The following is a 25,099-nucleotide window of genomic DNA, read 5'->3' as shown; positions in this document are numbered from 1 at the left end:
GTGACCAGCGCAAACTTTATCCATTTTAGCCTATCCATTCCATAATATTTACCTTATATTAGAAATTATAGAAGGGGGAGGTAACGATGTCTTGGATAATAATTGTGTTACTGCTGCTGATTTTGATTGATATCGTAAGATTACATAGAAAAATAGATAAGCTCACTCATTTTTTGAAACCAGAAACACCGCCAACCAATGAGGACATTGAGAATATGCTACTTTCGCAGGATGATAATAATCAATAATGTGTTTAAGAGCTGGAGGTTCTTTTTAAAAGTTTATTAAACTGTCCGTCAACATTATGATGACGGACAGTTTTGCGAGTATCTCGGAGTTTTTTGTCCATCATGCCCTCGATGACGGACAGTTTTGTGAGTATCCTAGAGTTTTTTGTCCATCATGCCCTCAATGACGGACAGTTTTGCGAGAATCCCGGAGATATTTGTCCGTCATGACCGTCTGCGCTTATTACTTTTTAGAAGAGGGAGTAATTCCACAAGCAATAAAAGTAATGTTATGTAGCACAATAATGCGTAAAGAATTCCGAGCAATAGGTTAAGCCACCATTTTTCACCCCACATTCGGTGGGCGATCAGTGTTGGCTTTCCTAGGGATTTCTTGAATGGGACTGTCAGGTAAAATAACAGTGCGAACAAAAGGCCGCTTAAAAATCCACAATTTAGCTCGTCAGCATCTTTTGTCCCTTCACTATTTTCGCTTTCCTGCCCTTTGGGTGAATCGTCTGCAGAATCTTTTGGGCGGGATGTGTTTCCTTCCCCGGCATACATTCCTTTTCCGTTTTCTTTTGCAAACTCCATCGCTGACCAGATCCGGTTTTCGTATTTATAGCTGCCGTAATCGTAAAAGTCTTCTACAAGACCTGCTTTCGTGATTGCTTCCTGATGAAGTTTGTCATCTACCCAAACCCAGGCCAGAAGTCGTTCATATTTATCGAACAGGCTGGAGCCATCAGTTTCTAGTGTGATTTCCCCCTGTTTTAAAAAGGAACAGGTATACTGAGCAGCCTCATGTCCAAACGGCTCCTTTGTCCTTGTGCTTTCTGGAGTGTCTATGTATAGAAAACGAGTTTTATAGTCTTTTCCGTTGATCGTAAAGACGGCGGTATCCCCGTCAGTACAATCTTTTAATTCTGCTTCATACGTTTTGCCAATTTGCAATTTGCCAGTTGCAAGTGCTGCTTTAGGAACCGAGTTTTCAGTTGGTTTTGAAGCCGCTCCTCCTTCTCCCTGAAAAGTATATCCCTCCAGATCGATCTTTCCTTCACTCAACCCATCGGCACAACCGGAATTATTGTTATACACCTGTATCAGACGGATCAGTTCATCTATATTTGCTGCACTTTTCGCCAATGAAGTTGGTTCATGAAGGAAATAGGTGCAATCCGCATTACGGAAATGCCCACCAAGTTCATCTCGTGAACCATTATGAGCTGAAACTAGATTTGGCAAAATAAAATAAGCCATAAGGATGGCGAGTAATATTTTCACCGTTTTTTTATGATTCACTGCTGCTCCCCCTTTAATCCCTCCTACTATATCAAAATAGTTCCTGATGTTGAATATAAAAAAACAGCCCCATCCGGAAGCTGCCACAAGTCAAGTCAATTTCTTTTCAATTTGTTCTCTGGTCATCTCTATTTTTCCCGGTAATACAAACAGGTATTGAATCAAATTTTCCAGTAGATCCATTACTAATTCTGCCATTTCATCATCCATCTCTGCTTCAAGCTCGAGCATCCGATGAAGTCCTTTATCTGATGCCATCAAAGGACTTAATGACGTTACAGACTTTACTAAATTGATATGTTCCGGCAGTATTTCGAATTGCTTGTCAAGGGGCTGGCCATTCGCTTTTTCTGCTAAAAAGTTTTTTAATACATTTTCCAGTACCCTCTTAGCCAATACAGCGGTCGCCGCATTTTCTTTCGAAAGATAGACGCTGACGGCGGACTTATAAGCCCGGATTAACTCTTCCGGCATCCCCGGGATATGTTCGATTTGGCTTAACGCGTCAGTCGAACGTTGTGGGTCATATATGTACACATCAAGATGCGTGTCGTTTCCCTTTGTAATGATGATAAACGGAACACTATTTTTACACGAAGGACAGGCACTTTCAGTCATCAATCCATGTTTGCTGCTTTGATAAGTCGACTTGAGGATAAATTCAACCTTCTCTTTGCAAACCGGGCAAACATTTTTAATGCTTTTGGGGACTTTCAAATGCCCGAATTGGCTATATGATGTAATCGAACCGGGAAAAATCCGTCTCACTCTGCGAGCCCCTTTCTCTATAGCAATAGTTTTAGTTCTTTTTTGCTTCAATAATTATCCATGTAGTTATATAACCCTAAATATGGAAGGGAAAACGCTAATGATTATGATGGATATATAAAGTTTCAATCTGCTTTCCTAAAAGAGCTGAAATATGTTCCAGGATGTCCAAAGATGAAATATCGTGTTCAAGGAGCGGAAGGAAAATCTGTCTCTTATGTTCAAATTTCTCTTTTATTTCATCCAGATACAATTTTTCGTTTGTCCTTCTTTGTTCCATGAACCTGCCATCTGCTTCCCTGGGAATGACTTTATTGACCACGATCGTATTCACATGGATTCCATGCTGATGCAATGTTTCGATGGCCTTTCCGGTTTCAAGAATTGGCAGACGTTCAGCGTTCAAAACAAATATATACTCTGTTTGTGTTTCATCAAGAAGGATTTCCCTGACACGCTTGAAGCGATTTTTCCGTTCATTCAATTTTTCATATAATGGATCCTCTCTGATTTCCCCATCATTCATCCACTGTGCATAATTCTCATTCGCTTTTTTACGCCGTTCCAACAGCCCGTCCATCCAGACACCCATCAATTCAGGGAGGGTTAGGAGCCTGATAGTATGACCTGTTGGCGCTGTATCGAACACGATAGCATCATAGTTTGCAATTTCCTCAAGAATCAGCGAAGTGATCTTATCAAATAATGCTGCTTCTTCTGCTCCCGGGGAAGCGGCTGCCATATCGATCTGTCTGTTCACTTCATCCAGCATGGTCGCTTTGACCATACCTTTCAGATTCACTTTTACTCCATTTATATAATTTCTTGACTCCTGTTCCGAGTCAATCTCCAGTACATCAAGATTTTTCGTTGCTTTTTCAATTTTACCGCCACTGAAGTTTTTGTGGAATAAATCCCCGGTATTATGGGCGGGATCAGTTGAAACAAGAAGGACCTTTTTTCCTTTTTGGCCGAGAAAAAGCGCCATTGCCGCTGAAGTTGTGCTTTTGCCAACCCCGCCTTTTCCGCCGATGAAATAAATTTTCTTTTCCAGCATATTCATAAAAACTCCTCCTAACAACAACGTATTCCATCCAGAGGGGACTTCTCCATCCCTGCCCTCAGATGCCAATCATGGAATCTCTCAATGATGACGGGGTAGAGTTCAAGGGTATAGTAAAAAGCAGGATTTGGGAGTCCCAACAATTCTGAAAAGCAAAGCAGCATAAATAAATCCTCCTCGTCCCTTAATTCCCTTGCAATCTCCGTTCTGTGCGGCAGCTTGAGTATCTCATCATACAGAGCTAGTGCACGTTTGAATTGTTCCAAAACCCCCATTAAATCTCCTCCTTGCAAAAATAACAATAGAGACCGGTTACCCGGCCTCCTTATGCTTACATTTCCTTTGTCAATGGCGGTGGATTATTTCTGCTGAAGGCTGTAATAGCTTCAAGGATAATCCAGAAAACAAAGATTAAAATCAAGCCGCCAATTCCGAAAAGCAGCATATTCAACTCGCTGCTTCCATATCCAGACCACTGAAATACTACCTGCTGAATCATAGCCCAAAGGGTCATGAAGAAGACGAATACCATTGGAATGAAGGTGACAAGATAGTTTCGTCCCTGCCGCTTCAGCCAGATGGAAACAAGCAGCAGGCTGACTCCAGCTAGAAGCTGATTACTTGTTCCGAACAGTGGCCACAATAAATATCCACCTGAACCGAACCCGTTTGGCCCTTTTGGCAGTAATACTAGCGCCGCACTGGAAACAACTGCAACGGTAGTGGCAACATGAGGATTTGTCAGAGCCTGAACATTGTATTCACTTCCAATTTCAGCAATGATGTACCGCATCAATCTTACTGAAGTATCAAGTGTGGTTGCAGCAAAACTTACCACAATAATGGATACTATTGTCCTTGCGATATCCGCAGGAATCCAGATTCCAGTCGCAAGCTGGGCAGCACCATTGATGAAATTGCCAAGACCTCCAGAGCTTGCAGCAGCAAAACTTGAATATGCAGCACTGAAGTCAGCTTTAGTTGCAAAGACGGTGACAACTGAAATAATGGCGATCAAGGCAAGGATACCTTCACCTACTGCACCTGCATAGCCAACAAAGCGGGCGTCAGTTTCTTTTTCCAGTTGCTTTGATGATGTCCCTGAAGAAACAAGTCCATGGAATCCAGAAATGGCTCCGCAAGCAATCGTAATGAACAATAATGGAAACCAGGACACATCCGTTGCCGCTGCATTCATTGCTGGAGCAGTAACATCAGGCTGAAGAAAAACAAGGCCTGCATATAAGATGAATAAGCCTACAACCAACTGATGTGAATTGATATAATCACGAGGCTGCAGAAGCTTCCAGACCGGCAGGGTTGAAGCAATGTAAACATAAACCATCAGGACAATTATCCATACAAAGAATGCCATTGATACGCCGCTTAAACCGAACATTAAGGTATTGTCGGCACCGCCGAAGTATTTCACTAGATCGATTTGCAATGCTGGAACACGACTGGCAAGAACGGCTGCTCCATACATGACGACAAGTGCAACCAAGGAAGGCAGAAGCATCCCTTTTTTCTTTTTATAAACAGCATAGCCAATCCAGATTGCAAGCGGGATTTGCAGGAATATTGACAGGACGCTTGCGGGAAAGCTGACAAATAAGTTGGCTATTACCCATGCAAAAACGGCGTTGACCATCAAAACAAGAATTAAAATAATGAATAAGAACATGATTTTTGCACGTTTGCCAATCAGTTTGTTTGTGATAGTACCTACTGATTGCCCCTTATTCCTGACAGATAGGACCAGTGTTCCAAAGTCGTGCACACCTGCTGCAAAGACGGTACCTAAGGTTACCCACAAGAATGCAGGCAGCCAGCCCCAATATACGGCGATTGCCGGCCCTACAATTGGTGCGGCTCCGGCCACAGAAGTGAAATGGTGACCCCACAAAATCATTTTCTTTGTCGGAACAAAGTCGACTCCGTCAGAATATTGATGTGCCGGTGTGACGTAGTTTGGATCAAGGCGATAAATCTTTTCAGCTACCCACTTAGAATAGAAGCGATAGCCAATCGCAAACACAATCATTCCGATTACAGCTAACCATAAAGAATTCATTCATGTAACCCTCCCTTTTTGTGAGTTGGTACTACAACTTAATAATAAAAATATATTAGTTGATTAGTCAATAAATTCTGACTTCTTTTTTTCGAATAAACCTCTGTTAAATTCTAACGTTGTTTTTCTCCTGTTGATTATAGTGGAAAGCTTAAAGATTCCTCCGAAAATATAAACTCTTTTTTATCCTGCATGGGCAGGTTCGAGGATGCAAATTCAATGTTCTTCGAGCTTAGCTGGTCAGAGGAAACCTGGCAGGAGTAAACCCTCTTAGGATGCTCAGGGCCCGCCCTACGAAAATCGGAACACCTTAAGCGAAAATCTCCTGTCTTGCTACTATTTAAATAGGAAGCTTCCTGTCAAAGCTTCAACACCTCCCCTAAAATTTTCCCAACATAATGGTTCGACATTTTTAGACTTAATTATTGTAATCTTCAGATAACTAGAGTATAACTATGATAATCTACTAATTTCTAGTAGCTAGAATTTGATTTTAGGAGGAGTTTATTTGAAGAAGAAAGTCGTTTCATTAAGTTTAACAGCAAGCTTGGCCTTGAGCGGATTGGTTGCAGCTTCGGGCTTTGCAGCACCTTCGGAAGATTCAGCATCCAAGAAGTTCACAAAGAGCCATGGAACACAAGAGTTTGTTGCAGGCAAACTTACAAACCCATCCGATAAAGCAGCTAAGGATGTTGTTCGTGGCTATTTGAAAGCTTCTAAAGGTAAATATAGCCTTAGTGCCAATGATAGTTTCATAGTCAAATCACAAGAAGCAGATCAGCTTGGCGGAGATGTAGTCCGCCTGCAGCAAGTATACAATGGTGTACCTGTTTGGGGAGCTAACCAGGCAGCGAGAGTGGATGAAGCTGGAGTCCTTCAAGTCTTCAGTGGTACTGTCAGCAAAGGATTGGGCGAAAAACTGGTAAAGGCTTCAAATAAGAAGTCACAGAGAGACGCCATCGCAACAGCCGAAAAAGATCTTGGCTTCAAACCAGATTACGAAGCAGCTCCATCTGCTGAATTGGTTGTTTATCCTGCAGAGGATCAGGCTGTGTATGCCTATCATGTAACATTGAACTTCCTCAGTCCGGAACCAGGCAATTACCAGTACTTTATCAATGCAGTAACAGGCGAAATTATCAATAAGTACAATGCGATTCATACTGCCGGCAAAACCAATCCATCTTTAACTGGTACAAATACCGTTGGATCTGGTGTCGGAGTACTGGGTGACCAGAAATCATTGAACACTCTACTTTCAAATGGTTCTTATTACCTGCAGGACAATACTCGTGGAAACGGCGTTTTCACATACGATGCTAAAAACCGTCAACTAACTCCTGGTACCCTTTGGGCCGATGCGGACAATAATTTGAATGCATCATATGATCGTGCAGCAGTGGATGCTCACTATTATGCAGGTCTGACATATGATTACTATAAAAACAAGTTTGGCCGGAATTCGTATGACAACAAAGGAGCAGCACTGAAATCCACAGTTCACTATGGCAGAAGTTACAACAATGCTTTCTGGAACGGACAGCAAATGGTTTACGGGGACGGTGATGGCACAACCTTCATCCCTCTTTCCGGAGGTCTTGATGTTGTGGCGCATGAATTGACTCACGCTGTGACAGATTTCAGTTCTGATCTGGTTTACCAGTACGAATCAGGCGCACTGAACGAAGCGATTTCCGATATCTTCGGCACACTCGCTGAATTCCATGACAACAGAAATCCTGATTTCGAAATCGGCGAGGACATCTACACACCTAACACGGCTGGTGACGCGCTGCGCTCAATGAGCGACCCAACTAAATACGGCGACCCTGATCACTATTCCAAGCGTTATACTGGAACTTCTGATAATGGCGGAGTCCACACAAACAGCGGAATTATCAACAAAGCAGCCTACCTTCTTAGCCAGGGCGGCACACATTACGGTGTGACGGTTTCAGGAGTCGGTACTGAAAAAATGGGTGCAATCTTCTATCGTGCAAACACAGTTTATTACACATCTTCAACAAACTTCAGCCAGGCACGTGCAGGAGCTGTACAAGCTGCTAAAGACCTTTATGGGTCAACTTCTCCAGAGGTCGATGCAGTCAATAAAGCTTTTGAAGCAGTAGGAATAAATTAATAGCTTGATATTCAGTCAGACTGGCTCTTGTTTTAAGAGAGCCAGTCTTTGTTATGTATCTCTTTTGAAATGCAGTTACTTTCCGATTGAGGTCAAAGCCGCATTGGTGCCCTCTTTTAAAGATATCCTGAACTTTTGGTCACCCATAACCACTTGTGGTGCTCATTTTTATAGAATTGCTGAATTTTAGGTTACCAATCCTCCCTGTTATCCCTAATAATCCTCCAATTAAGACAAAATCCTTTTTGTGATACAAGTCATAATCGATAAACGCTTTTGATGGTCATCATACCGCCGTGATTTTCCCCCAATTACTTCACCGCTTTAAATAAATGATTGACAATCTTCTATAACAGCGTTAATATTTAGAGAAATTTAATAATTCAATTTTATTTAATCTTATCGAGAGAAGCTGAGGGTCCTGGCCCTATGAAGCTTCAGCAACCTTCAACATTGTTGAAAAGGTGCTAATTCCAGCAAGTTTTTAAAAACTTGGCAGATAAGAAGTTGGCTAATATTTTAAAAGTCTTCTTCTTTAGAAGGCTTTTTTGTTTTTAATTTTTATTTTCGCAATTACGCTGGTAGTTTACTAGTTTAAATGCGAGGATTTAAAACAAACATTGCCTCCTGCCTCCTGCCGAAAAATTAAGGAGTGAGTATATTGGTGAAAATTGATACGAAGTTAGCACAGCTTGGCAATCGAAGTGAATCTGCAACTGGTGCAGTCAATCCTCCTATTTATTTAACAACAGCGTACCGTCACGAAGGGATCGGCCAGTCCAGCGGTTATGATTATGTTCGCACCGGCAACCCGACTCGCGAAATTTTGGAAAAGGCGATTGCCGATCTTGAAGAAGGTGACCGAGGATATGCCTGCAGCTCGGGAATGGCGGCAATTTGGACGATTCTTACGTTATTCCAGTCTGGAGATGAATGGATTGTCTCAAAAGATTTGTACGGAGGTACTTACAGACTACTTGAGCAGGGGTTCAAAAAGTGGGGATTACATAGTACGTATGCGGACATGTCGAATTTAAATGAAATCAAACAAGCCATCAACCAAAATACGAAGGCGCTGTTTGTGGAAACGCCGACAAATCCGTTGATGGAACTGGCTGATATCCAGGCCATTGCGGAGATTGCCAAAGAGAACGGGATACTGCTGATCGTGGATAATACCTTCTACACTCCCCTTCTCCAAAAGCCTTTGACTTCAGGCGCAGATATTGTGATCCACAGTGCCACGAAATATCTTGGCGGCCATAATGATGTGCTTGCAGGTTTGATTGTTGCGAGGGGTGAAAAAATTTGTGATTCCCTCTCCCTGCATCATAATGGGGGCGGAGCGGTGTTGAGCCCTTTCGATTCCTGGCTACTTCTGCGCGGCATGAAGACATTGTCATTAAGGATGGAGCGGCATGAGCGGAATGCCAGAGCACTGGTTGAATTCTTGGAGAATCATGATTCTGTAAAGGATGTCCTTTATCCAGGCAGAGGCGGAATGATTTCATTCCGAGTACAGTCTCCTGCCATCGTCAATCCATTTTTGAAAAATCTATCCACAATCACTTTTGCTGAGAGTCTTGGAGGCGTTGAAAGTTTCATTACCTACCCGGCTACTCAGACACATGCGGATATACCTGCAGAAGTCCGTGAAAAAACAGGTGTTTGTGATAGGCTCCTGCGATTCTCTGTTGGAATTGAGAATCACGAAGATTTAATTGATGATCTGGAAGCGGCTTTTAAAAAGGCATACGAGGAGGCTAAAGTTAAATGAGCCAACCATATACCTTCGAAACCCAGCTGCTGCATAATAAATATAAGGTGGATCCTGCAACTGGCGGAGTGAGTGTTCCAATCCAGCATGCTTCTACCTACCATCAGCCTTCGATTGATCACTTTGGAAAATATGATTACAGCCGCAGCCTCAACCCTACCAGAGAAGCACTCGAGGATATAATCGCTGAATTGGAGGGCGGTGTAAGGGGATTTGCCTTTTCATCAGGAATGGCTGCGATTTCAACTGCATTTATGCTGCTTTCGCAGGGAGATCATGTGGTCATCACCGAGGATGTTTATGGTGGTACATACAGAATGGTAACACAGGTTCTGAATCGTTTTGGAATTGAACATACGTTTGTGGACATGACAGACCTGGATGCCGTGGAACAGGCTGTCCGCCCTAACACTGCATTGCTGTATGCAGAAACACCTTCCAACCCGTTGTTAAAAATAACGGATATTCGTGCACTTAGCTCAATTGCCAAAAAGCACGGAGCATATACTTTTGTGGACAATACCTTCATGACTCCCTACCTGCAGCGGCCATTGGATTTAGGAGCCGATATCGTGCTTCATAGCGCCACAAAGTTTCTGTCCGGCCACAGTGATACCGTTGCTGGCCTGGCTGTTGTAAAGGATGAGCAATTGGCAAACAGGCTATATTCACTTCAGAACTCCTTCGGCGCGGTCCTCGGAGTCCAGGATGCCTGGCTGGTGATGAGAGGAATTAAGACATTATCTGTAAGAATGAACCAATCCCAGGACAGTGCTAGAAAGATTGCACAATTTCTAAAAGGCCAGCCTTTGATCAAAAATGTATTTTATCCTGGACTGGCAAGTCATTCACAGTCGGATCTTCAATCCCAGCAGGCGGGTGGTCCAGGAGCTGTCCTTTCATTTGAGTTTGGAAATGAAGGCCTCCTTCCTGGATTTATTGATTCCGTTAAGTTACCGGTTTTTGCAGTCAGCCTTGGGGCTGTAGAGTCTATCCTCTCTTATCCTGCAAAAATGTCACACGCAGCGATGCCGCCGGAGGAACGCAAGCTAAGAGGAATAGGTGATGGTCTTCTCAGGCTTTCAGTGGGGCTTGAAAACGCTGATGACTTGATTTCTGATTTTCAACAGGCTTTGTACGGATTAGAAACGGCAGCTGCATATAGGGAGGGATTATCATGAGTTTCCTGAAACGAATGGAAAATGAAATTTTGATAGCGGATGGTGCAATCGGTACCCTCCTCCATTCCTACGGAAGTGGTACCTGTTTCGAAGAGTTGAATCTCTCTCAGCCAGAAGCGATTGTAAAAATCCATAAAGCCTATATGAACGCTGGAGCCGACCTGATCCAGACAAATACTTATGCTGCCAATTATATAAAACTCGAAAGATATGGACTTGAAGACCAGGTGAAGGAAATCAACAGCGCTGCCGTCCGGCTCGCGCGTCAGGCTGCTGGAAGCGAAGCATATGTCCTTGGCACGATGGGAGGCAATCGCGGAATCAGGCCCTCGGCCATCCCCATCGAAGAGATCAGGAGAAGCTTCAGGGAGCAGCTCTATTGCCTGCTTCTTGAAGGCGTGGACGGACTGTTGCTTGAAACTTTTTACGATATGGAAGAAATCGAGACAGTACTTGAAATTGCCAGAAAGGAAACAGATTTGCCGATCATTGCCCAGGTGTCTCTCCAGGAAATTGGCATCATGCAAGACCAGACCCCTCTTCAGGAAGTTTTCGATAGACTGGAGGAGCTAGGTGCCGATATTGTCGGGCTTAATTGCAGATTAGGTCCCCACCATATGATTTCAAGCCTTGAACAAATTGAGCTTCCGGCAAAAGCGTTCTTATCTGCGTATCCAAATGCTGGTTTGCCAGCTTACACAGATGGAAAATTCCATTATGAGGGAGACCCAGAATATTTCAGGAAATCCGCCCGCAGCTTCCGTGATCAGGGCGTCAGGTTAATTGGCGGCTGTTGCGGAACCACCCCTCAACATATTGAAGCATTAGCTGATGAGTTAAAAGGATTACAGCCAATAACGGATAAGCAAATAGCCGCGAAAAAAACCAGAGTTTTGGTCGCTCCAGTAGATGTTAAAAGGCCAGAAGCTCCACTTCATGATTTAGTAAAAGAACGTCCTTCTGTGATTGTCGAGCTGGATTCTCCGCGGAAACTTGATACGACCCGCTTTTTTGAAGGTGCGAAAGCTTTAAAAGAAACAGGAATCGATGCCCTGACACTGGCGGATAATTCACTTGCATCACCAAGAATTTCAAATGCCGCTATCGGCCATCTGGTAAAAGAAAAGATAGGAATGCGGCCGCTCGTGCACCTTACTTGCCGTGATCGAAACATTATAGGGCTGCAGTCGCATTTAATGGGGCTGCATACCCTTGGCCTTCATGATGTCTTGGCGGTTACCGGAGACCCCGCCCGTGTGGGTGATTTTCCCGGAGCCTCTTCTGTTTTTGATGTTTCTTCCTTTGAATTAATAGAGATGATCAAACAGTTCAATTCAGGACTCTCCTACTCTGGTAAAGATTTAGGCCAAAAAGGCGCCTTTTCCATCGGTGCTGCCTTCAATCCAAATGTGCGTTCCATTGATAAGGCTGTCTTGAGGATGGAAAAGAAAATCAAAGCCGGTGCAGATTATTTTATTACCCAGCCGGTCTACTCAGAAAAGATGCTTTTGGCAGTCCATGAAGCCACAAAGCATTTGGATACACCGGTCTATATTGGACTGATGCCGCTTACGAGCAGCAGGAATGCAGAATTTCTCCATAATGAGGTTCCTGGCATCAAGATTTCACAGGAAATACTCGAAACGATGGCGAAATTCAATAATGAACCCCTTCAATCCAAGAAAGAAGGCATTGCTATCACGAAGGGTTTGATTGAGGCTGCAGCTGAACTATTCAACGGAATCTATTTAATCACCCCTTTCATGAACTATGAAATGACTGTCGAATTATCTGGATATGCCAATGAATACAGCAGCCTTCTAAAGAGGAGGAAACAAAATGTCAACCTTGTTAATTGAGCAGATGAAACAAAAAATCCTCATCATGGATGGTGCAATGGGAACGATGCTCCAGCAGGCTGATCTTTCCGCAGATGATTTTGGCGGTGAAGAATTCGAAGGCTGTAATGAAATCCTGAATCTTTCTGCACCCGAAGTGATTGAACATATACATCGTGAATATTTCGCTGCCGGCGCAGATATCGTAGAAACCAATACATTCGGTGCCACCAGTCTGGTCCTTGACGAATACGGTTTAGGCCATAAAGCTTATGAAATCAACAAGAAAGCAGCACTGATTGCCAGGGCCGCCGCAGATGAGGCATCTACACCTTCCCAGCCCCGATTTGTGGCTGGTTCGATGGGACCGACAACGAAAACATTGAGTGTTACCGGCGGTTCTACTTTCGAAGAAATGTCGAAAGCATACGAAGAACAGGCTCTCGGGCTGATCGATGGCAAGGTGGACATGCTGCTTCTTGAGACCAGCCAGGATTTGCTTAACGTCAAAGCAGCCTATAGCGGAATCAAGCAGGCTTTCGAACAGAGCGGCAAAGAACTTCCAATCATGATTTCTGCCACTATCGAACCGATGGGAACTACACTTGCCGGCCAATCGATTGAAGCATTCTATATTTCGGTTCAGCACATGAATCCAATTGCCATAGGGCTGAACTGTGCAACAGGTCCTGAATTCATGCAAGAGCACCTTCGCTCTCTGTCCTCCCTCTCCCAGTCAGCAGTCAGCTGTTATCCAAATGCAGGACTGCCGGATGAAGAAGGTCAATATCATGAAACACCTGATACCCTTGCACAGAAACTATCCGACTTTGCCACACAAGGCTGGCTGAATATTGTCGGTGGCTGCTGCGGTACCACTCCGGCCCATATAAAGGCGATCTCGGAAAAAATGAAAGAACGTGAGCCAAGGCAGACAGAAGTAAACCAGCTTCACATGGTATCTGGAATCGAACCTTTCATCTATGATGATCCAACATTAAGACCAATCATGGTTGGTGAACGGACAAATGTTATCGGTTCGCGGAAATTCAAGCGCTTGATTTCCGAGGGGAAAATAGAAGAAGCAGCCGAAATTGCAAGAGCGCAGGTTAAAAACGGTGCCCATGTCATCGACATTTGCCTGGCGGACCCCGACAGAGATGAACTTCAGGATATGGAACAGTTCATTAAGGAAGTTGTCAAAAAGGTAAAGGTTCCGCTGGTAATCGATTCGACTGATGATACAGTGATTGAAAAGGCTCTAAGCTATTCTCAGGGTAAGGCAATCATCAATTCAATCAATCTTGAAGATGGCGAAGATCGCTTTGAATCAGTTGCCCGACTGATCCACAAATATGGTGCAGCGGTGGTGGTCGGCACAATTGAAGAAGAAGGCATGGGTGTTTCCGCTGAGAAGAAATTGGCGATTGCCAAACGTTCATATGACCTGCTTGTCAATAAATATAAGATTCCTGCTCAGGATCTGATTTTTGATCCGCTTGTCTTCCCAGTCGGTACCGGGGATGAACAATATATCGGTTCAGCCAAAGCGACTGTTGACGGCATCAGGATGATCAAGGAGACATTCCCGGAAACCCAAACAATCCTCGGCATCAGCAATGTTTCATTTGGGCTTCCACCAGTGGGCCGTGAAGTCTTGAACTCTGTCTTTCTTTATCACTGCACCCAGGCTGGCCTGGACTATGCAATTGTGAATACAGAAAAGCTTGAGCGTTTTGCTTCAATTAGTCCAGAGGAAGTAAAAATGGCTGAAGATTTATTGTTCCATACTACAGATCAAACACTTGCTGACTTTACTGATTTTTACAGGGATAAAAAGAAGGAAGCCAAAAGCACCCTGCCTGATATGACACTTGAAGAAAGGCTGGCCTACTATGTGGTCGAAGGCACGAAAGAAGGTCTTCTGCCTGACCTGGATATTGCACTTGAAACCTACCCTGCCCCACTGGATATCATCAACGGTCCTTTGATGGATGGGATGAAAGAAGTTGGCAGGCTGTTCAATGATAATCAGTTGATCGTGGCTGAGGTTCTCCAAAGCGCAGAGGTCATGAAAGCAGCTGTGTCTCATCTGGAGCCGCATATGGAAAAAAATGATACCACCGCTGCTAAGGGTAAAGTGCTTCTTGCTACTGTAAAAGGCGATGTCCATGATATTGGAAAAAACCTTGTCGATATCATCCTCAGCAACAATGGCTATGATGTCGTCGATCTTGGGATCAAGGTTGCCCCGAATGCCCTCATTGAGGCAATAAGAAAAGAAAAACCAGATATCGTGGGTCTTTCAGGTCTGCTTGTGAAATCCGCACAGCAGATGGTGCTGACTGCACAGGATATGAAGCAAGCAGGCATCGATCTCCCGATAATGGTAGGTGGTGCCGCCCTTTCAAGGAAGTTTACTGATACAAAAATCGCGCAGCAATATGACGGACTTGTATTATATGCAAAAGATGCGATGAACGGCCTGTCTCTCGCCAATCGACTACGGGAACCAAACGGCTATGAACAGTTTTTGCAAGAACAAAAAGAAAAGCAGGAAGCTGCATTAAACAAGCAAGAAATTATAATACCTGGCCGGAAATCTGCTACCGCTGTCCTTGAACGCCCAAAAGTGATTGAAAAGGCACCGGTATTTATACCGCAGGATTTAAATAGGCATCTCGTTAAATCCTATTCCCTTTCCCATATCGAGCCCTATATCAATCAACAGATGCTGTTGGGACATCACCTGGGTTTGAAAGGGAAAGTGGAAAAATTGCTCGCTGAATCAAATGAAAAGGCAGTCATGCTGCAAGGGGTTGTCCAATCGTTGTTAACAGAGGCAAAAACAAATGGTTGGATTAAACCGGCAGCAGTCTATCAGTTCTTCCCTGCCCAGTCCGAAGGGGATAAACTCTATATTTTCGACCCTCAGCAGCAGGACCAAATTATTGAAACCTTCGAGTTCCCGCGACAAGAAGTATCTCCAGGACTTTGCCTGGCGGATTTCGTTCGGCCTATAACAGATGATGAAAAAGATTATGTCGGAATGTTTGCAGTAACGGCAGGTGCGGGAATACGACAGGCAGCAGAACATCTGAAAAATAAGGGGAACTTCCTGGAAAACCATGCCCTCCAAGCATTGGCTCTTGAGACCGCAGAAGGCTTTGCCGAGCTTCTCCACCGACAAATCCGCGATCGTTGGGGATTCCCCGACACACCGGATATGACTATGAAAGACCGATTTGCCGCCAAATATCAGGGACAGCGTTTTTCTTTCGGCTACCCTGCCTGTCCAGATTTGGAAGACCAAAAGAAACTTTTCAACCTGCTCAAGCCAGAGGAAATCGGCATAGAATTAACCGAAGGCTGTATGATGGAACCTGAAGCATCAGTCACAGCAATTGTATTTTCACATCCAGAAGCAAGGTACTTCAATGTTTTGAAGAATTAGCAGAAGTTGCAAGAGGGGTAACCTCCCTCTTGCTTTTTTATTTAATTCACCAGCAATCTGTTAAGACAAAAATGGATAATTCATCTGTTTTTAGCAAATATTATATCCATAAAGAAATCCTGGAGGGTTTTTTATGGAATATAAAAATAATATGGAGTTTGAAATCAGGCATGGGTTTATGCCGAATATGTATAACTCTGACAGATTAAAGGTTTTAGAGGTTTCTGAGAGCAGTGTGATCATCCAAATGAACAATGCTGAAAATCGAAGCGTCTTTCCTGTTGACCATCTGGATTATTGGATCAAGCGGGGACTGTTGGTGAATGTGAACGAAAAGAAACGTACCTCATGAAAACTCCAAATGAATTAATGGGAAAACAGCGGATGTTCTCATCCGCTGTTTTCTTTTTCAATGCTATTCATAAAGATAAAACCTGCTGCAATCATTGCTAATTTAAATGTTGTATTGGTGTCTGCCAAAAAATTCGGAATTGGATAAGAGAAAGGAATGAACCAGAAGAAAGAAATATAGATCAACGGGAAAGAGATGAAGAAGATTTTAAGCCAATTGATTTTCCACTTGCCATTTTCGCTAAATTTCTTCAGCAGTTCCGGAATTCCAAGATAAACACCTAATGGAAAATAAAATAATACAGAAAGGAAGCTCCATGGATAGAGGCTATATGTTTCCATTCCCATATTCTTAAAAAATAGCTGGAACTTCCCTATCATTACCTGCAAAATCACAAAACCTGACGTGTATAAAATGTATTTAATTATTTTTATTTATTTTCCCTCCTTAATGCACTCACCCAGTCAAACTTTTTACTCTGCGGATAAAGCTGATAAGTTTCTTTGAAGTGAGCTTTCCTTTTTAGTTCTTCCTGTTTTGAATTCCAAATATATTCTAATGCAAGATAATTCATTTCCATTTGAATCGCCTCCCTGTTCTTAATTCAAGAATAATGGAAGGCGATGATGGAAACATTCACCATTAGGTTGATTCGTTCTACGTCTTATGACGGATTATTTTTAAGCCCTTAGATTCCCTTTTTCATTTGGGTTTGATAGTCTTTTGAAGTTCTCACTTCCACAGTGAGGCTGCCCTTGCTGACAATTGCTTTTAGCAATAATGGCACACCTGTTGTGTTTTCGAACCTGAAATCCTTGCCTCCGTATGAAACGGTGGCGTCCCTTCCCTTAGGCACATAACCGACCGAAAGCGAATGATGATGTTTTTCCACATATCCAACCCCAAGAACATCGACCGCATTGAATAGGGTAGAAGAAGTCTGGCAGATTCCTCCCCCAATGCCCATGACCAGCTTTTTGTTAACAATCTCCTCGGCAGGCTGGTAACCATGGGCCTCATCACTTGGACCGACCGTTGTGTTGAATGAAAAGACATCCCCCACTCCCAGAATGACATTGTTAATGGCATCTGCTGACAACTCAATATTCTTTGTCCTGCCGGCAACCCCTGCATTAAAATAGGTTGTATACTTACCTACAACCACCTCATCAAGTCTGGCTGCATCACTTATTTCGTAGCTGCTCGCAGTCACATAGAGAGGCAGCTCTACAGCCCCTCCTTCTTTAGAGGCCTCGATGATGCTATTTACAAGTTCCTCTTCCTCCAAAATAATAAGTGGGCTTCCCTTGATCACCTGACCGTCTGGGCCGAGCTTATCCGGAATCATACGTCTGTCAAAGCCAGCTGTCGTTTCTGTACCGCGTGCCAGTTCACGTGCCCACTTCTCAAGCTCATTCCTGTATTTCGCATCATCTGTACCAAAACCCAACTCAATTGGTGTCAGTGATTTGACAACCTCCTGTGTTGTTGGCTCAATGACTTCCACTACAATTGGCTCAACCACTTCTGGTTCCTGTTCTTTTGGTTCCTGTTCTTCTTTGACTTTTTGATCCTCAGCTGGTTCGACTACCTTCTTTTCCGTTTCATCCTTCACCGAAGTTTGTTGAGCACAGCCAGAAACACCAATGCACCCTGCCAGAATCAAAACCCATACACCTTTAAAAAATCGACCCATGCTTTCCCCCGTCTTTTTTATATATAATTTATGCAGCATTCCATTATATTCAGGGATACTTTTCCATATTTCAATGTCAGCGATGTTTTCATGAATTTTTTCTTTACACTTAACATTTCAGATAAAAAAAGGTAAAATACTTATAAACCAATAAGAAAGGTCGGATTAATTTTGTCTGGTCAATTACGCTCAATTCCTCAGCCGTTAGTCAGGACAAATCAGTGGTTCATTGTCATAAGTGTAATTAGTGCCTGGTTAACAGGTTTTGAATGGATATTAGGTTTACCATTAGCTGCAGGATTATCAGGAATATTCTTCGGTTATAACCCGATAATGAAAGCTGCGAGACATTTCTTGAAGAAAGATCTTTCCGCATATATCCCTGAAGACTGGGAGCAGCAGCAGTTTAATCAAAAAATAGCTGTCATCTGTTTAGCAGGAGGACTTGTTTCTTTCGCGAATGGATATACAGCGATTGGTTACTTTTTCACCATCATGGTTGCAATAGCGGCTTTTATAGCGATTCTTGGATTCTGCATCGGCTGTTTCATTCGTTTCCAGTGGACCAAATACAAAGCAAAACATGCATCAACTTCTTGAGAGAGACCTTCACTGGTCTCTCTTTTTTATTTATCCTCCAGCTTCATGGATTCGTTGTATTGCCGTGACTTTCCTCTTGGGATGCTGAGTGTTTCCCATTCCTCATTTTTAAGCATCTTCGCTAGATAGACAATCTGTCCAGAATGACTTGCCTGATGGGCAATTTGGCGTTGTATGGCTTGCATGGCATTATGTGGTTCACTTCTTATATATACCGTTCGAGCAAGATCGCCTTCTGTTAATTTTTCAAGTGTTTCAAAAAGGACAGACCAGCCCTCATTCCAGAAATTGAGTAAATCTTCTTTCGAGTGAAAAGCGCCTTCAAATTCTCCATCCCGGTCACGGTCGGGTTTTTCGCCGTCGGCTGTCAGGAAATCACGGAACCTTGATTTCAGGTTACCGCTCATATGTTTGGAGATGATCGCGATGCTGTTTGATTCTTTGTTTGGGGAATAATGAAGCTGATCCAGACTTAATTGAGACATCGCTCTTTCGGCTTGATTCTTAATACTTTGGAAATTTTCAAATGCAATTTTTAAATATGCCATTTAATACACCTCCCCTTTTTAAATATTCCTCACAAGCACCATTAATTCCTTCGGATAATTCCAAATAAAGGAATAAAAAAGAGATTCCAAAAGGAACCTCTTTAAACAGCCTCGGCCATATTCGTATTGAATCTTCTTTTTTGGATGAAGATTAATCTTAGTGACAAAGAGATTCCGGCTGCCAGCAATCCTGTGGTAAGGCCGACCCAATATCCTGAAGCTCCAAGTCCGGTATTTTGGGTGAGCAGGTAACCTACCGGCAGACAAATGAGCCAGTATGCAATCAGCGTGATGACGAATGATATATTCACATCTTTATATCCGCGAAGTGCCGCTAGTGCAGTAGCCTGAATGGCGTCGGAGATCATGAAGAATAACGCATAAATCAAAAATTGGCCGGTTAACGCAATAACGGCGGGCTCATTTGAGTAAAAACCTGCCACCTTATAACGGAATAACACGACAAGCAATCCCGCGCCTATTGCGATGAGTGTTGCCAAATAAATCCCCAGCCAGCTGTATATTTTGGCATCCTTATAGCGGCGGGCTCCCACTTCAAATCCAACCAATACAGTTAATGCCATCGAAATACTCATCGGGATCATATAAAGAAATGAGACTATATTCAATGCGGATTGATAGGCGGCAATCGTTGTGATATTGAACTTACTGATCAAAATCGTCACGACAGCAAACATGCTTGTTTCAAAAAAGATCGACAATCCCATCGGAACACCGATTTTCAAGATTTCTTTAACTTTCTTTCCCGAAAATTCCTTGAAGTATTCCAGCCCTACAAAATCGGAAAATGGCTGTTGCCTGATTATGACTACAGCTGTCATTGCTGCAATTATGTAATAGGTAATTGACGTAGCATAACCAGCACCTGCACCTCCGAGTTCCGGGAAGCCCCAATAACCAAAAATCAGGACATAATTTAGGAAGAAGTTGACTGGCAGTGACATGAGCAGAATATACATGACCACTCTTGTTTTACCCAGAGCATAAATAAATGACCTCAAAACATTAAAAATAAACAAGGGAATGATTCCATAGCCTAATCCAGCAAGGTATTGAAATGCCGTTTCATGTACACTTTCAGGAAGGTTCATTGCATTTAAAATTGGATTTAGCAGAAAAATCCCCATAATAATGACAATTACGGCAATGATTAAAGCTAAATAAATCCCGTGGGTAAGAATGGAAGATACCTCTTTTCCCTTCTTTTCACCAAAGCGCTGGGCAGCAATTGGTGACACCGCGAGGAGAATTCCGCTAAGCCCAGTGAATACAGGGCTCCAGATTGAAGATCCAATCGCTACACCAGCAAGGTCTGAGGAATTATATTTTCCCGACATGATGGTATTAAAAAACACCATGGAAAACATCCCTAATTGTGTGATCAAGATTGGTATCAGTAAGACAAAAATCTGCTTTATTTTTTCTTTTGTCGAAAAAGTCTGGTACATCTGTGGACTCCTTGAATATAGTAGTAATATAAGTCTCTTTTCCTATAACGACTGCAAAAGCGATAGTAAAACTTAAAGTCAAAGCAGTCTTGTCTAGTATATCAAAATCTAATTAGTACGATAGGATTTTTTTCGGATAACTAAATATTATTATTTTTTAAAAAATGGAAATACCCCCCTAATTATTTTCTTCCAAATCCTTGATACAATAGACATATATCGAGGAGTGAACATCATGAAAATCATAAAGTACTTTATGCTCTTAGTTCTCATTTCTGCCTTGTCTCTTTCCGCATGGATTTACTATCCACAATACCAGCTAAATAAGATGAAACAGGAAAGTGCCCCTGTAACTGAAAAAACCAATAAGCTTACTTATATAGATTATTACCGTACATCCCCTGACAGTACAGTCAACCACCTTGCGCTCGGGGACTCAATAATCCGCGGGTATCGAATTTCTGAAGAAGAAAATTTCATCAGTCAATTCTCAAGCAAGCTTGGTGCTGAAACTGGCAAACAAGTCATTTCTCAGAATGAAGGAATCATAGGAATAACTAGCGAACGATTGAACGTGCTGGTACAGGATGGAATATATGATGAGGAAGTCAAAGGGGCCGATTTAATTACCCTAAATGTAGGCGGTAATGACATCCTTAAACTCGTCAAGAAAAGTGACATCTACAGCGCACTTAAGTCTTTCGATAGCCTTCAAGGAGGATTTTCAAAAAATCTTTCTGAAATCACCACTAGGATCAAAGAACTGAATCCAGCGGCGACTATAGTTTTTCTTGAACTATATAATCCAATGCCAACTGATCATCAATTTTACTCATTAGCGGATAAACTGCTTCCAAAATGGAATTTAATGATTTACGAAACAGCAAAAGAAACACCATATTCCATAGTGGTTCAGACAACGAATGTCATCAACAGTGAAAATTTGCAATATCTGTCTACTGATGGAGTCCATCCCAATCCATTAGGAAATACCGCCATCTCAAACCAGATGCTGGAGCAATTCCAACAACAGCATAAAGCGGATGCCGTACTGGCAAACCGCGAAAAATAAGCTGGGCTATGCGCCTGGCTTTCTTTATTTTTGAGAGTCTTCCTGAAAATGTTCATTCAACAGAAGACTTTCTGAAGTAGCAAAATTGACAGATTGCAGGCTCGTTTCTTTATCAAGACCGAATAATCGGGCGATTCCATTTTCATCATCGGGATCTTCCCAATCTTTCTTCATGTTCACCATATTCAAACACCTCCTTTTACATACTTTGTTCTATATACTTTGATCGGTATATTTCGTCGTAATGTATTGTCAAACCGTGAAAAGCTAAATTTAGGGCTGTAACTGTTAGACTCCCTCGCAGAATAAAAATTATAATGGGAGACAAATTCCGAAAATGGTTTGCATTAACAGATTTAAAAATAAGCCAGACCCATAGTACTGCATGGTCTGGCTCGTTTCTTAAGATAGATATAGATTATAAAAACCAAACCTTTGCTATCTTACCTTCAGTCACTTCATAAATAGCAACAGCTTTTTTGGGTGCGCTATTCTCTCTGCCAGTTACCAGTTCATGATCGATTACCTTATTACCATGGACAATCCTTGCCAATAATTCTGCATGGTTGTTTGGATACTGCTCAAATAACTTTTTGTAGCGAGTCCTCATTTCTTCGATTCCCTTTGTGGTAATATCATTTGACGGAAACTCCATTATTACCACATCATCACTGTATACGGACAAAAACTCATCTAAATTTTGTTTATTATAGGCATCCAGTTGTTGCTGAGCAAGCTTTTCGGGCGTCTTTTGCATACTAGCCATCCTTTCCCCGGAATAATTTACATCATTATACTAAAAATCCCCCTGGAATTCAGGGGGACATTCTTAATTATTGGCCAATTTATGAGAGTGATTCTTTGCAGCTGCCTTTTTGCCAATTGTATCTTCTGCCTGAGTCGCGCGTTTGATAAAGAAAGCAAGCACCAACGCAAGGGCTGAGAGGAATACTGTCACATAAAAGGCATCATTGATTCCGTGCAGCATTGCCTGCATGGCAATTTGCTGTTCCATTTCAGCTTTGGCAGCCGGAGTTACGGCTTTGCCTGCTGCTGCAGCTTGTTTAAAAGCATTTGCTGCCAGCTCCGTACCGTAACTTTTTGCACGCGTAGACATTACAGTAACCAACAACGCCGTACCAATAGCACCTGAAACCTGCTGCATTGTATTATTCATAGCTGTACCATGCGGATAATATTTTGCAGGTAATTGGTTTAACCCGTTTGTAGAAACTGGCATATTGACCATGGACATCCCGAACATACGAACAGTGTAAAGGATGATCAACTGGGTATAAGTTGTTTCCAATGATAGCTTGCTGAAATAATAACTCGTTACAAGCGTAATCGTCAGGCCTATAATAGCCAAAGCACGTCCGCCGAATTTATCAAATAATCGGCCTGTAATAGGTGACATGATTGCCATTATTATTGCACCTGGCAAAAGCATCAATCCTGCATCCATTGGAGAAATTCCCCTAATGGTCTGCACGTAAATCGGCAGCAAAAGCATACCTGAGAACATTGCCATGGTTACAATCATCGAAATAGCTGATGATAAGGCGAACATAGGGTATTTATAGATCCTGAAGTTAAGCATTGGATTATCCTGTCTCAATTGACGAAGAATAAATGTAACCAATGACACAGTACCGATTGTTAAAGTTAAGTAAACATTTGGGCTATCCCAGCCCTTTGAACCTGCTGAGCTAAATCCATACAGGAGCCCGCCAAAACCGATACTGGATAGTGTCAGAGAAATAACATCAAGATGCATATGCACTTTTTCTTTTTTATCTTTAAGCAAAAAGAAGCCGAGTAATAAAACAATGGCTGCGATTGGTGTTACAAAGTGGAACAGCATTCTCCAGTCGTAATGCTCAATTAGCCAGCCGGAAAGTGTTGGACCAATTGCAGGTGCGAACATCAATACCAGGCCAAAGACCCCCATTGCCGTTCCCCGTTTTTCAATCGGGAAACTGACGAGCATGACATTCATCAATAATGGCATCATGATGGCGGTACCTGACGCCTGGATCATCCTGCCGGTTAATAATAATGGGAAAACATGAGCAGCACCAGCCAAAATTGTACCTGCAGTGAATAATCCCATTGCGGTTAAGAATAATCGCCTAACTGAGTACTTCTGAATCAAATAGGCACTAAGCGGAATCATGACTCCGCTGACAAGCATGAAGCCGGTTGTAAGCCACTGTACTGTCGTGGCCTCCACCTTCAAGTCTGTCATGATGGATGGCAAGGCTATATTAAGCAATGTATTATTTAAGAATGCGATAAAAGCCCCGACAATCAATACCGCGAGAATACCGTACGGCGGTTTTTCGGGCGCTTGAAAGTTTTTATTCATTGTGAATTTCCCCCTCTATTGTTCACAAATTTGTCAACAATGTGTTTGCATAGACACTAGCATATACCATCGGTCCATTTTTTGCAATAGTTTTAAACCATTGTTGTTAAAGGGTTTGTAATGTCCGAAAATTTAATGTAGTATATTTTTTATACAATCGGTTCAAAAAGGGTTAAGGTGATGAAATGAACGACAGAAAACGGAATGTTATCGAAAAAGCGCACGAGCTTTTTATAGAAAAAGGATTCCACTCTACCTCTATTCAGGATATCCTTGATTACAGCGGAATATCTAAAGGAACCTTTTATAATTATTTCTTATCAAAAAATGAGCTGCTCATGGAAATCTTCAGGGCAGCTTTCAGGAAAATGGAAATGGCCCGAGACGCCTTATTGCTTGGCCAGGATCCAGGTGACCCAGAAGTATTCATGAGGCAAATCGAACTCCAGATGACAGCAAACAGGGAAAATAAAATCATCCCGCTTTTTGAAGAAGTCTATTTTTCCGGGGATAAAGAACTGAAGCAATTCATTGAAATAGGCCAAATGAAAACATTGAGATGGTATTCTGACCGGCTTGCAGATATCACCGATGATCTTTGCAGGCCATATCTTCTGGATGCTGCCATCATGCTTAATGGGATTCTCATTCAAAATGTCCGGTTTTATCGTAAAGCCAACGGTGATTCGGCAAGTATGCTTCCAATTGTTCGCTTTAGTGTAAACCGAATTCTAAACTTGATTGAGGAAGTGACGCTGTCTCAGGAACAATTACTTTCTCCAGAATTCCTTGATGCATGGCTCCCTGTTTCAAATAGAGAAGCTCTAGACTGGAGGTCTAAAATCCATTCTGGTATTTCCCGGTTGAAAAAGCTTGATTGCGAAAATAAAGATCATCTCCAAAAGCTCAATTTCATTGAAGAAGAACTTCGCTCCAAGGCACCGAGAAAATTCCTGGTTGATAGTATCCTATTCTCAATGTCATCTGATTTTAATCGTGAAATACAGGAATTACAGGCTTTGATAGACGAACATTTTCTTGAAAAAGCATAAATAAACTAAAAAAGCACGGGCAGAAATCAACATTGATTTTCTGTCTGTGCTTTTTTAAAATTAATTTTTTCATTATTTATCCCGTTTTGTGATTCCGGTAACATATCCTTCTTTTATG

Annotated in this window: 23 protein-coding genes and 1 riboswitch; of the genes, 10 read left to right on the top strand and 13 right to left on the bottom strand. The window is 42.4% G+C overall.

Annotated features, from left to right (window positions below):
- Positions 1–86 precede the first annotated feature (86 nt).
- On the top strand, positions 87–248 hold the full coding sequence (locus FS736_RS24505) for a hypothetical protein (protein WP_186326881.1): 162 nt from the start codon (positions 87–89) through the stop codon (positions 246–248).
- Positions 249–452: 204 nt separating this feature from the next.
- Here the strand turns inward: FS736_RS24505 and FS736_RS20930 are convergent, their stop codons facing one another.
- The 5 genes from FS736_RS20930 to FS736_RS20910 form a co-directional block, all read right to left on the bottom strand.
- Positions 453–1,529 (bottom strand): thermonuclease family protein, encoded by a 1,077-nt coding sequence (locus FS736_RS20930; protein ID WP_313959741.1) that lies wholly within the window; start codon positions 1,527–1,529, stop codon positions 453–455.
- Positions 1,530–1,619: 90 nt separating this feature from the next.
- Positions 1,620–2,297 (bottom strand): hypothetical protein, encoded by a 678-nt coding sequence (locus FS736_RS20925; RefSeq protein ID WP_260983677.1) that lies wholly within the window; start codon positions 2,295–2,297, stop codon positions 1,620–1,622.
- A gap of 97 nt (positions 2,298–2,394) precedes the next feature.
- On the bottom strand, positions 2,395–3,360 hold the full coding sequence (locus tag FS736_RS20920) for an ArsA family ATPase (protein WP_144480991.1): 966 nt from the start codon (positions 3,358–3,360) through the stop codon (positions 2,395–2,397).
- Positions 3,361–3,371: 11 nt separating this feature from the next.
- Complete coding sequence (locus FS736_RS20915) at positions 3,372–3,635, bottom strand: cory-CC-star protein (protein ID WP_144480989.1); 264 nt, start codon at positions 3,633–3,635, stop codon at positions 3,372–3,374.
- A gap of 56 nt (positions 3,636–3,691) precedes the next feature.
- Positions 3,692–5,434: a carbon starvation CstA family protein gene (locus FS736_RS20910; protein WP_144480987.1), complete on the bottom strand. Its 1,743-nt coding sequence runs from the start codon at positions 5,432–5,434 to the stop codon at positions 3,692–3,694.
- 508 nt (positions 5,435–5,942) lie between these two features.
- Here FS736_RS20910 and FS736_RS20905 point away from each other — a divergent pair.
- The 6 genes from FS736_RS20905 (at position 5,943) to FS736_RS20880 (ending at position 16,176) form a co-directional block, all read left to right on the top strand.
- Positions 5,943–7,574, top strand: a complete 1,632-nt coding sequence (locus tag FS736_RS20905; protein WP_144480985.1) for a M4 family metallopeptidase — start codon at positions 5,943–5,945, stop codon at positions 7,572–7,574.
- A 396-nt stretch (positions 7,575–7,970) separates the two neighbouring features.
- Positions 7,971–8,080: riboswitch (SAM riboswitch) on the top strand.
- A 155-nt stretch (positions 8,081–8,235) separates the two neighbouring features.
- On the top strand, positions 8,236–9,351 hold the full coding sequence (locus FS736_RS20900; protein ID WP_144480983.1) for a methionine biosynthesis PLP-dependent protein: 1,116 nt from the start codon (positions 8,236–8,238) through the stop codon (positions 9,349–9,351).
- Positions 9,348–10,532: a cystathionine beta-lyase gene (gene metC, locus FS736_RS20895; RefSeq protein ID WP_144480981.1), complete on the top strand. Its 1,185-nt coding sequence runs from the start codon at positions 9,348–9,350 to the stop codon at positions 10,530–10,532. The genes FS736_RS20900 and metC overlap by 4 nt, the downstream gene beginning before the upstream one ends.
- Positions 10,529–12,391: a bifunctional homocysteine S-methyltransferase/methylenetetrahydrofolate reductase gene (locus tag FS736_RS20890; RefSeq protein ID WP_144480979.1), complete on the top strand. Its 1,863-nt coding sequence runs from the start codon at positions 10,529–10,531 to the stop codon at positions 12,389–12,391. Before metC ends, FS736_RS20890 begins: the two co-directional genes overlap by 4 nt.
- Positions 12,372–15,824 carry a methionine synthase gene (gene metH / locus FS736_RS20885; RefSeq protein ID WP_144480977.1) on the top strand — a complete coding sequence of 1,151 codons (3,453 nt, stop codon included), beginning with the start codon at positions 12,372–12,374 and terminating at the stop codon, positions 15,822–15,824. The genes FS736_RS20890 and metH overlap by 20 nt, the downstream gene beginning before the upstream one ends.
- 133 nt (positions 15,825–15,957) lie before the next feature.
- On the top strand, positions 15,958–16,176 hold the full coding sequence (locus tag FS736_RS20880) for a hypothetical protein (protein WP_144480975.1): 219 nt from the start codon (positions 15,958–15,960) through the stop codon (positions 16,174–16,176).
- 38 nt (positions 16,177–16,214) lie between these two features.
- Here FS736_RS20880 and FS736_RS20875 read toward each other — a convergent pair whose 3' ends face one another.
- From FS736_RS20875 to FS736_RS20870, 3 genes are all read right to left on the bottom strand, one after another.
- Positions 16,215–16,565, bottom strand: coding sequence for a hypothetical protein (locus tag FS736_RS20875; RefSeq protein WP_144480973.1), 351 nt, complete (start codon positions 16,563–16,565; stop codon positions 16,215–16,217).
- A gap of 41 nt (positions 16,566–16,606) precedes the next feature.
- The gene (locus tag FS736_RS24500; protein ID WP_186326880.1) at positions 16,607–16,756 is read right to left on the bottom strand and encodes a hypothetical protein; all 150 of its coding nucleotides are present in this window, start codon (positions 16,754–16,756) and stop codon (positions 16,607–16,609) included.
- 108 nt (positions 16,757–16,864) lie between these two features.
- Entirely contained in the window at positions 16,865–17,872 is a 1,008-nt protein-coding gene (locus FS736_RS20870; RefSeq protein ID WP_144480971.1) for a VanW family protein, read from the bottom strand.
- Between the two features lie 171 nt (positions 17,873–18,043).
- Between FS736_RS20870 and FS736_RS20865 the strand changes: the two genes are divergently transcribed.
- Positions 18,044–18,472: a DUF4395 domain-containing protein gene (locus tag FS736_RS20865; protein WP_144480969.1), complete on the top strand. Its 429-nt coding sequence runs from the start codon at positions 18,044–18,046 to the stop codon at positions 18,470–18,472.
- A 26-nt stretch (positions 18,473–18,498) separates the two neighbouring features.
- Here the strand turns inward: FS736_RS20865 and FS736_RS20860 are convergent, their stop codons facing one another.
- Both FS736_RS20860 and FS736_RS20855 read right to left on the bottom strand, forming a co-directional pair.
- Positions 18,499–19,020: a DUF1572 family protein gene (locus tag FS736_RS20860; RefSeq protein ID WP_144480967.1), complete on the bottom strand. Its 522-nt coding sequence runs from the start codon at positions 19,018–19,020 to the stop codon at positions 18,499–18,501.
- Positions 19,021–19,121: 101 nt separating this feature from the next.
- Positions 19,122–20,489 carry an MATE family efflux transporter gene (locus FS736_RS20855; RefSeq protein ID WP_144480965.1) on the bottom strand — a complete coding sequence of 456 codons (1,368 nt, stop codon included), beginning with the start codon at positions 20,487–20,489 and terminating at the stop codon, positions 19,122–19,124.
- Between the two features lie 235 nt (positions 20,490–20,724).
- Between FS736_RS20855 and FS736_RS20850 the strand changes: the two genes are divergently transcribed.
- A complete protein-coding gene (locus FS736_RS20850) occupies positions 20,725–21,561 on the top strand; it encodes a GDSL-type esterase/lipase family protein (RefSeq protein ID WP_144480963.1) in 837 nt (278 codons plus the stop codon).
- Between the two features lie 24 nt (positions 21,562–21,585).
- Here FS736_RS20850 and FS736_RS24495 read toward each other — a convergent pair whose 3' ends face one another.
- From FS736_RS24495 to FS736_RS20840, 3 genes are all read right to left on the bottom strand, one after another.
- Positions 21,586–21,744 (bottom strand): hypothetical protein, encoded by a 159-nt coding sequence (locus tag FS736_RS24495; RefSeq protein ID WP_186326879.1) that lies wholly within the window; start codon positions 21,742–21,744, stop codon positions 21,586–21,588.
- A gap of 235 nt (positions 21,745–21,979) precedes the next feature.
- The gene (locus FS736_RS20845; RefSeq protein WP_144480961.1) at positions 21,980–22,318 is read right to left on the bottom strand and encodes a nuclear transport factor 2 family protein; all 339 of its coding nucleotides are present in this window, start codon (positions 22,316–22,318) and stop codon (positions 21,980–21,982) included.
- Positions 22,319–22,390: 72 nt separating this feature from the next.
- Positions 22,391–23,929 (bottom strand): DHA2 family efflux MFS transporter permease subunit, encoded by a 1,539-nt coding sequence (locus tag FS736_RS20840; RefSeq protein ID WP_144480960.1) that lies wholly within the window; start codon positions 23,927–23,929, stop codon positions 22,391–22,393.
- Positions 23,930–24,114: 185 nt separating this feature from the next.
- On the opposite strand from FS736_RS20840, the gene FS736_RS20835 reads away from it, so the two are divergent.
- The gene (locus FS736_RS20835; protein ID WP_144480958.1) at positions 24,115–24,981 is read left to right on the top strand and encodes a TetR/AcrR family transcriptional regulator; all 867 of its coding nucleotides are present in this window, start codon (positions 24,115–24,117) and stop codon (positions 24,979–24,981) included.
- Positions 24,982–25,099 lie beyond the last annotated feature (118 nt).

It is taken from the genome of Cytobacillus oceanisediminis 2691 (assembly GCF_007678455.1).
GTDB lineage: Bacteria > Bacillota > Bacilli > Bacillales > Cytobacillaceae > Mesobacillus > Mesobacillus oceanisediminis_A.
This window is presented reverse-complemented; position numbering and strand designations above follow the sequence as displayed.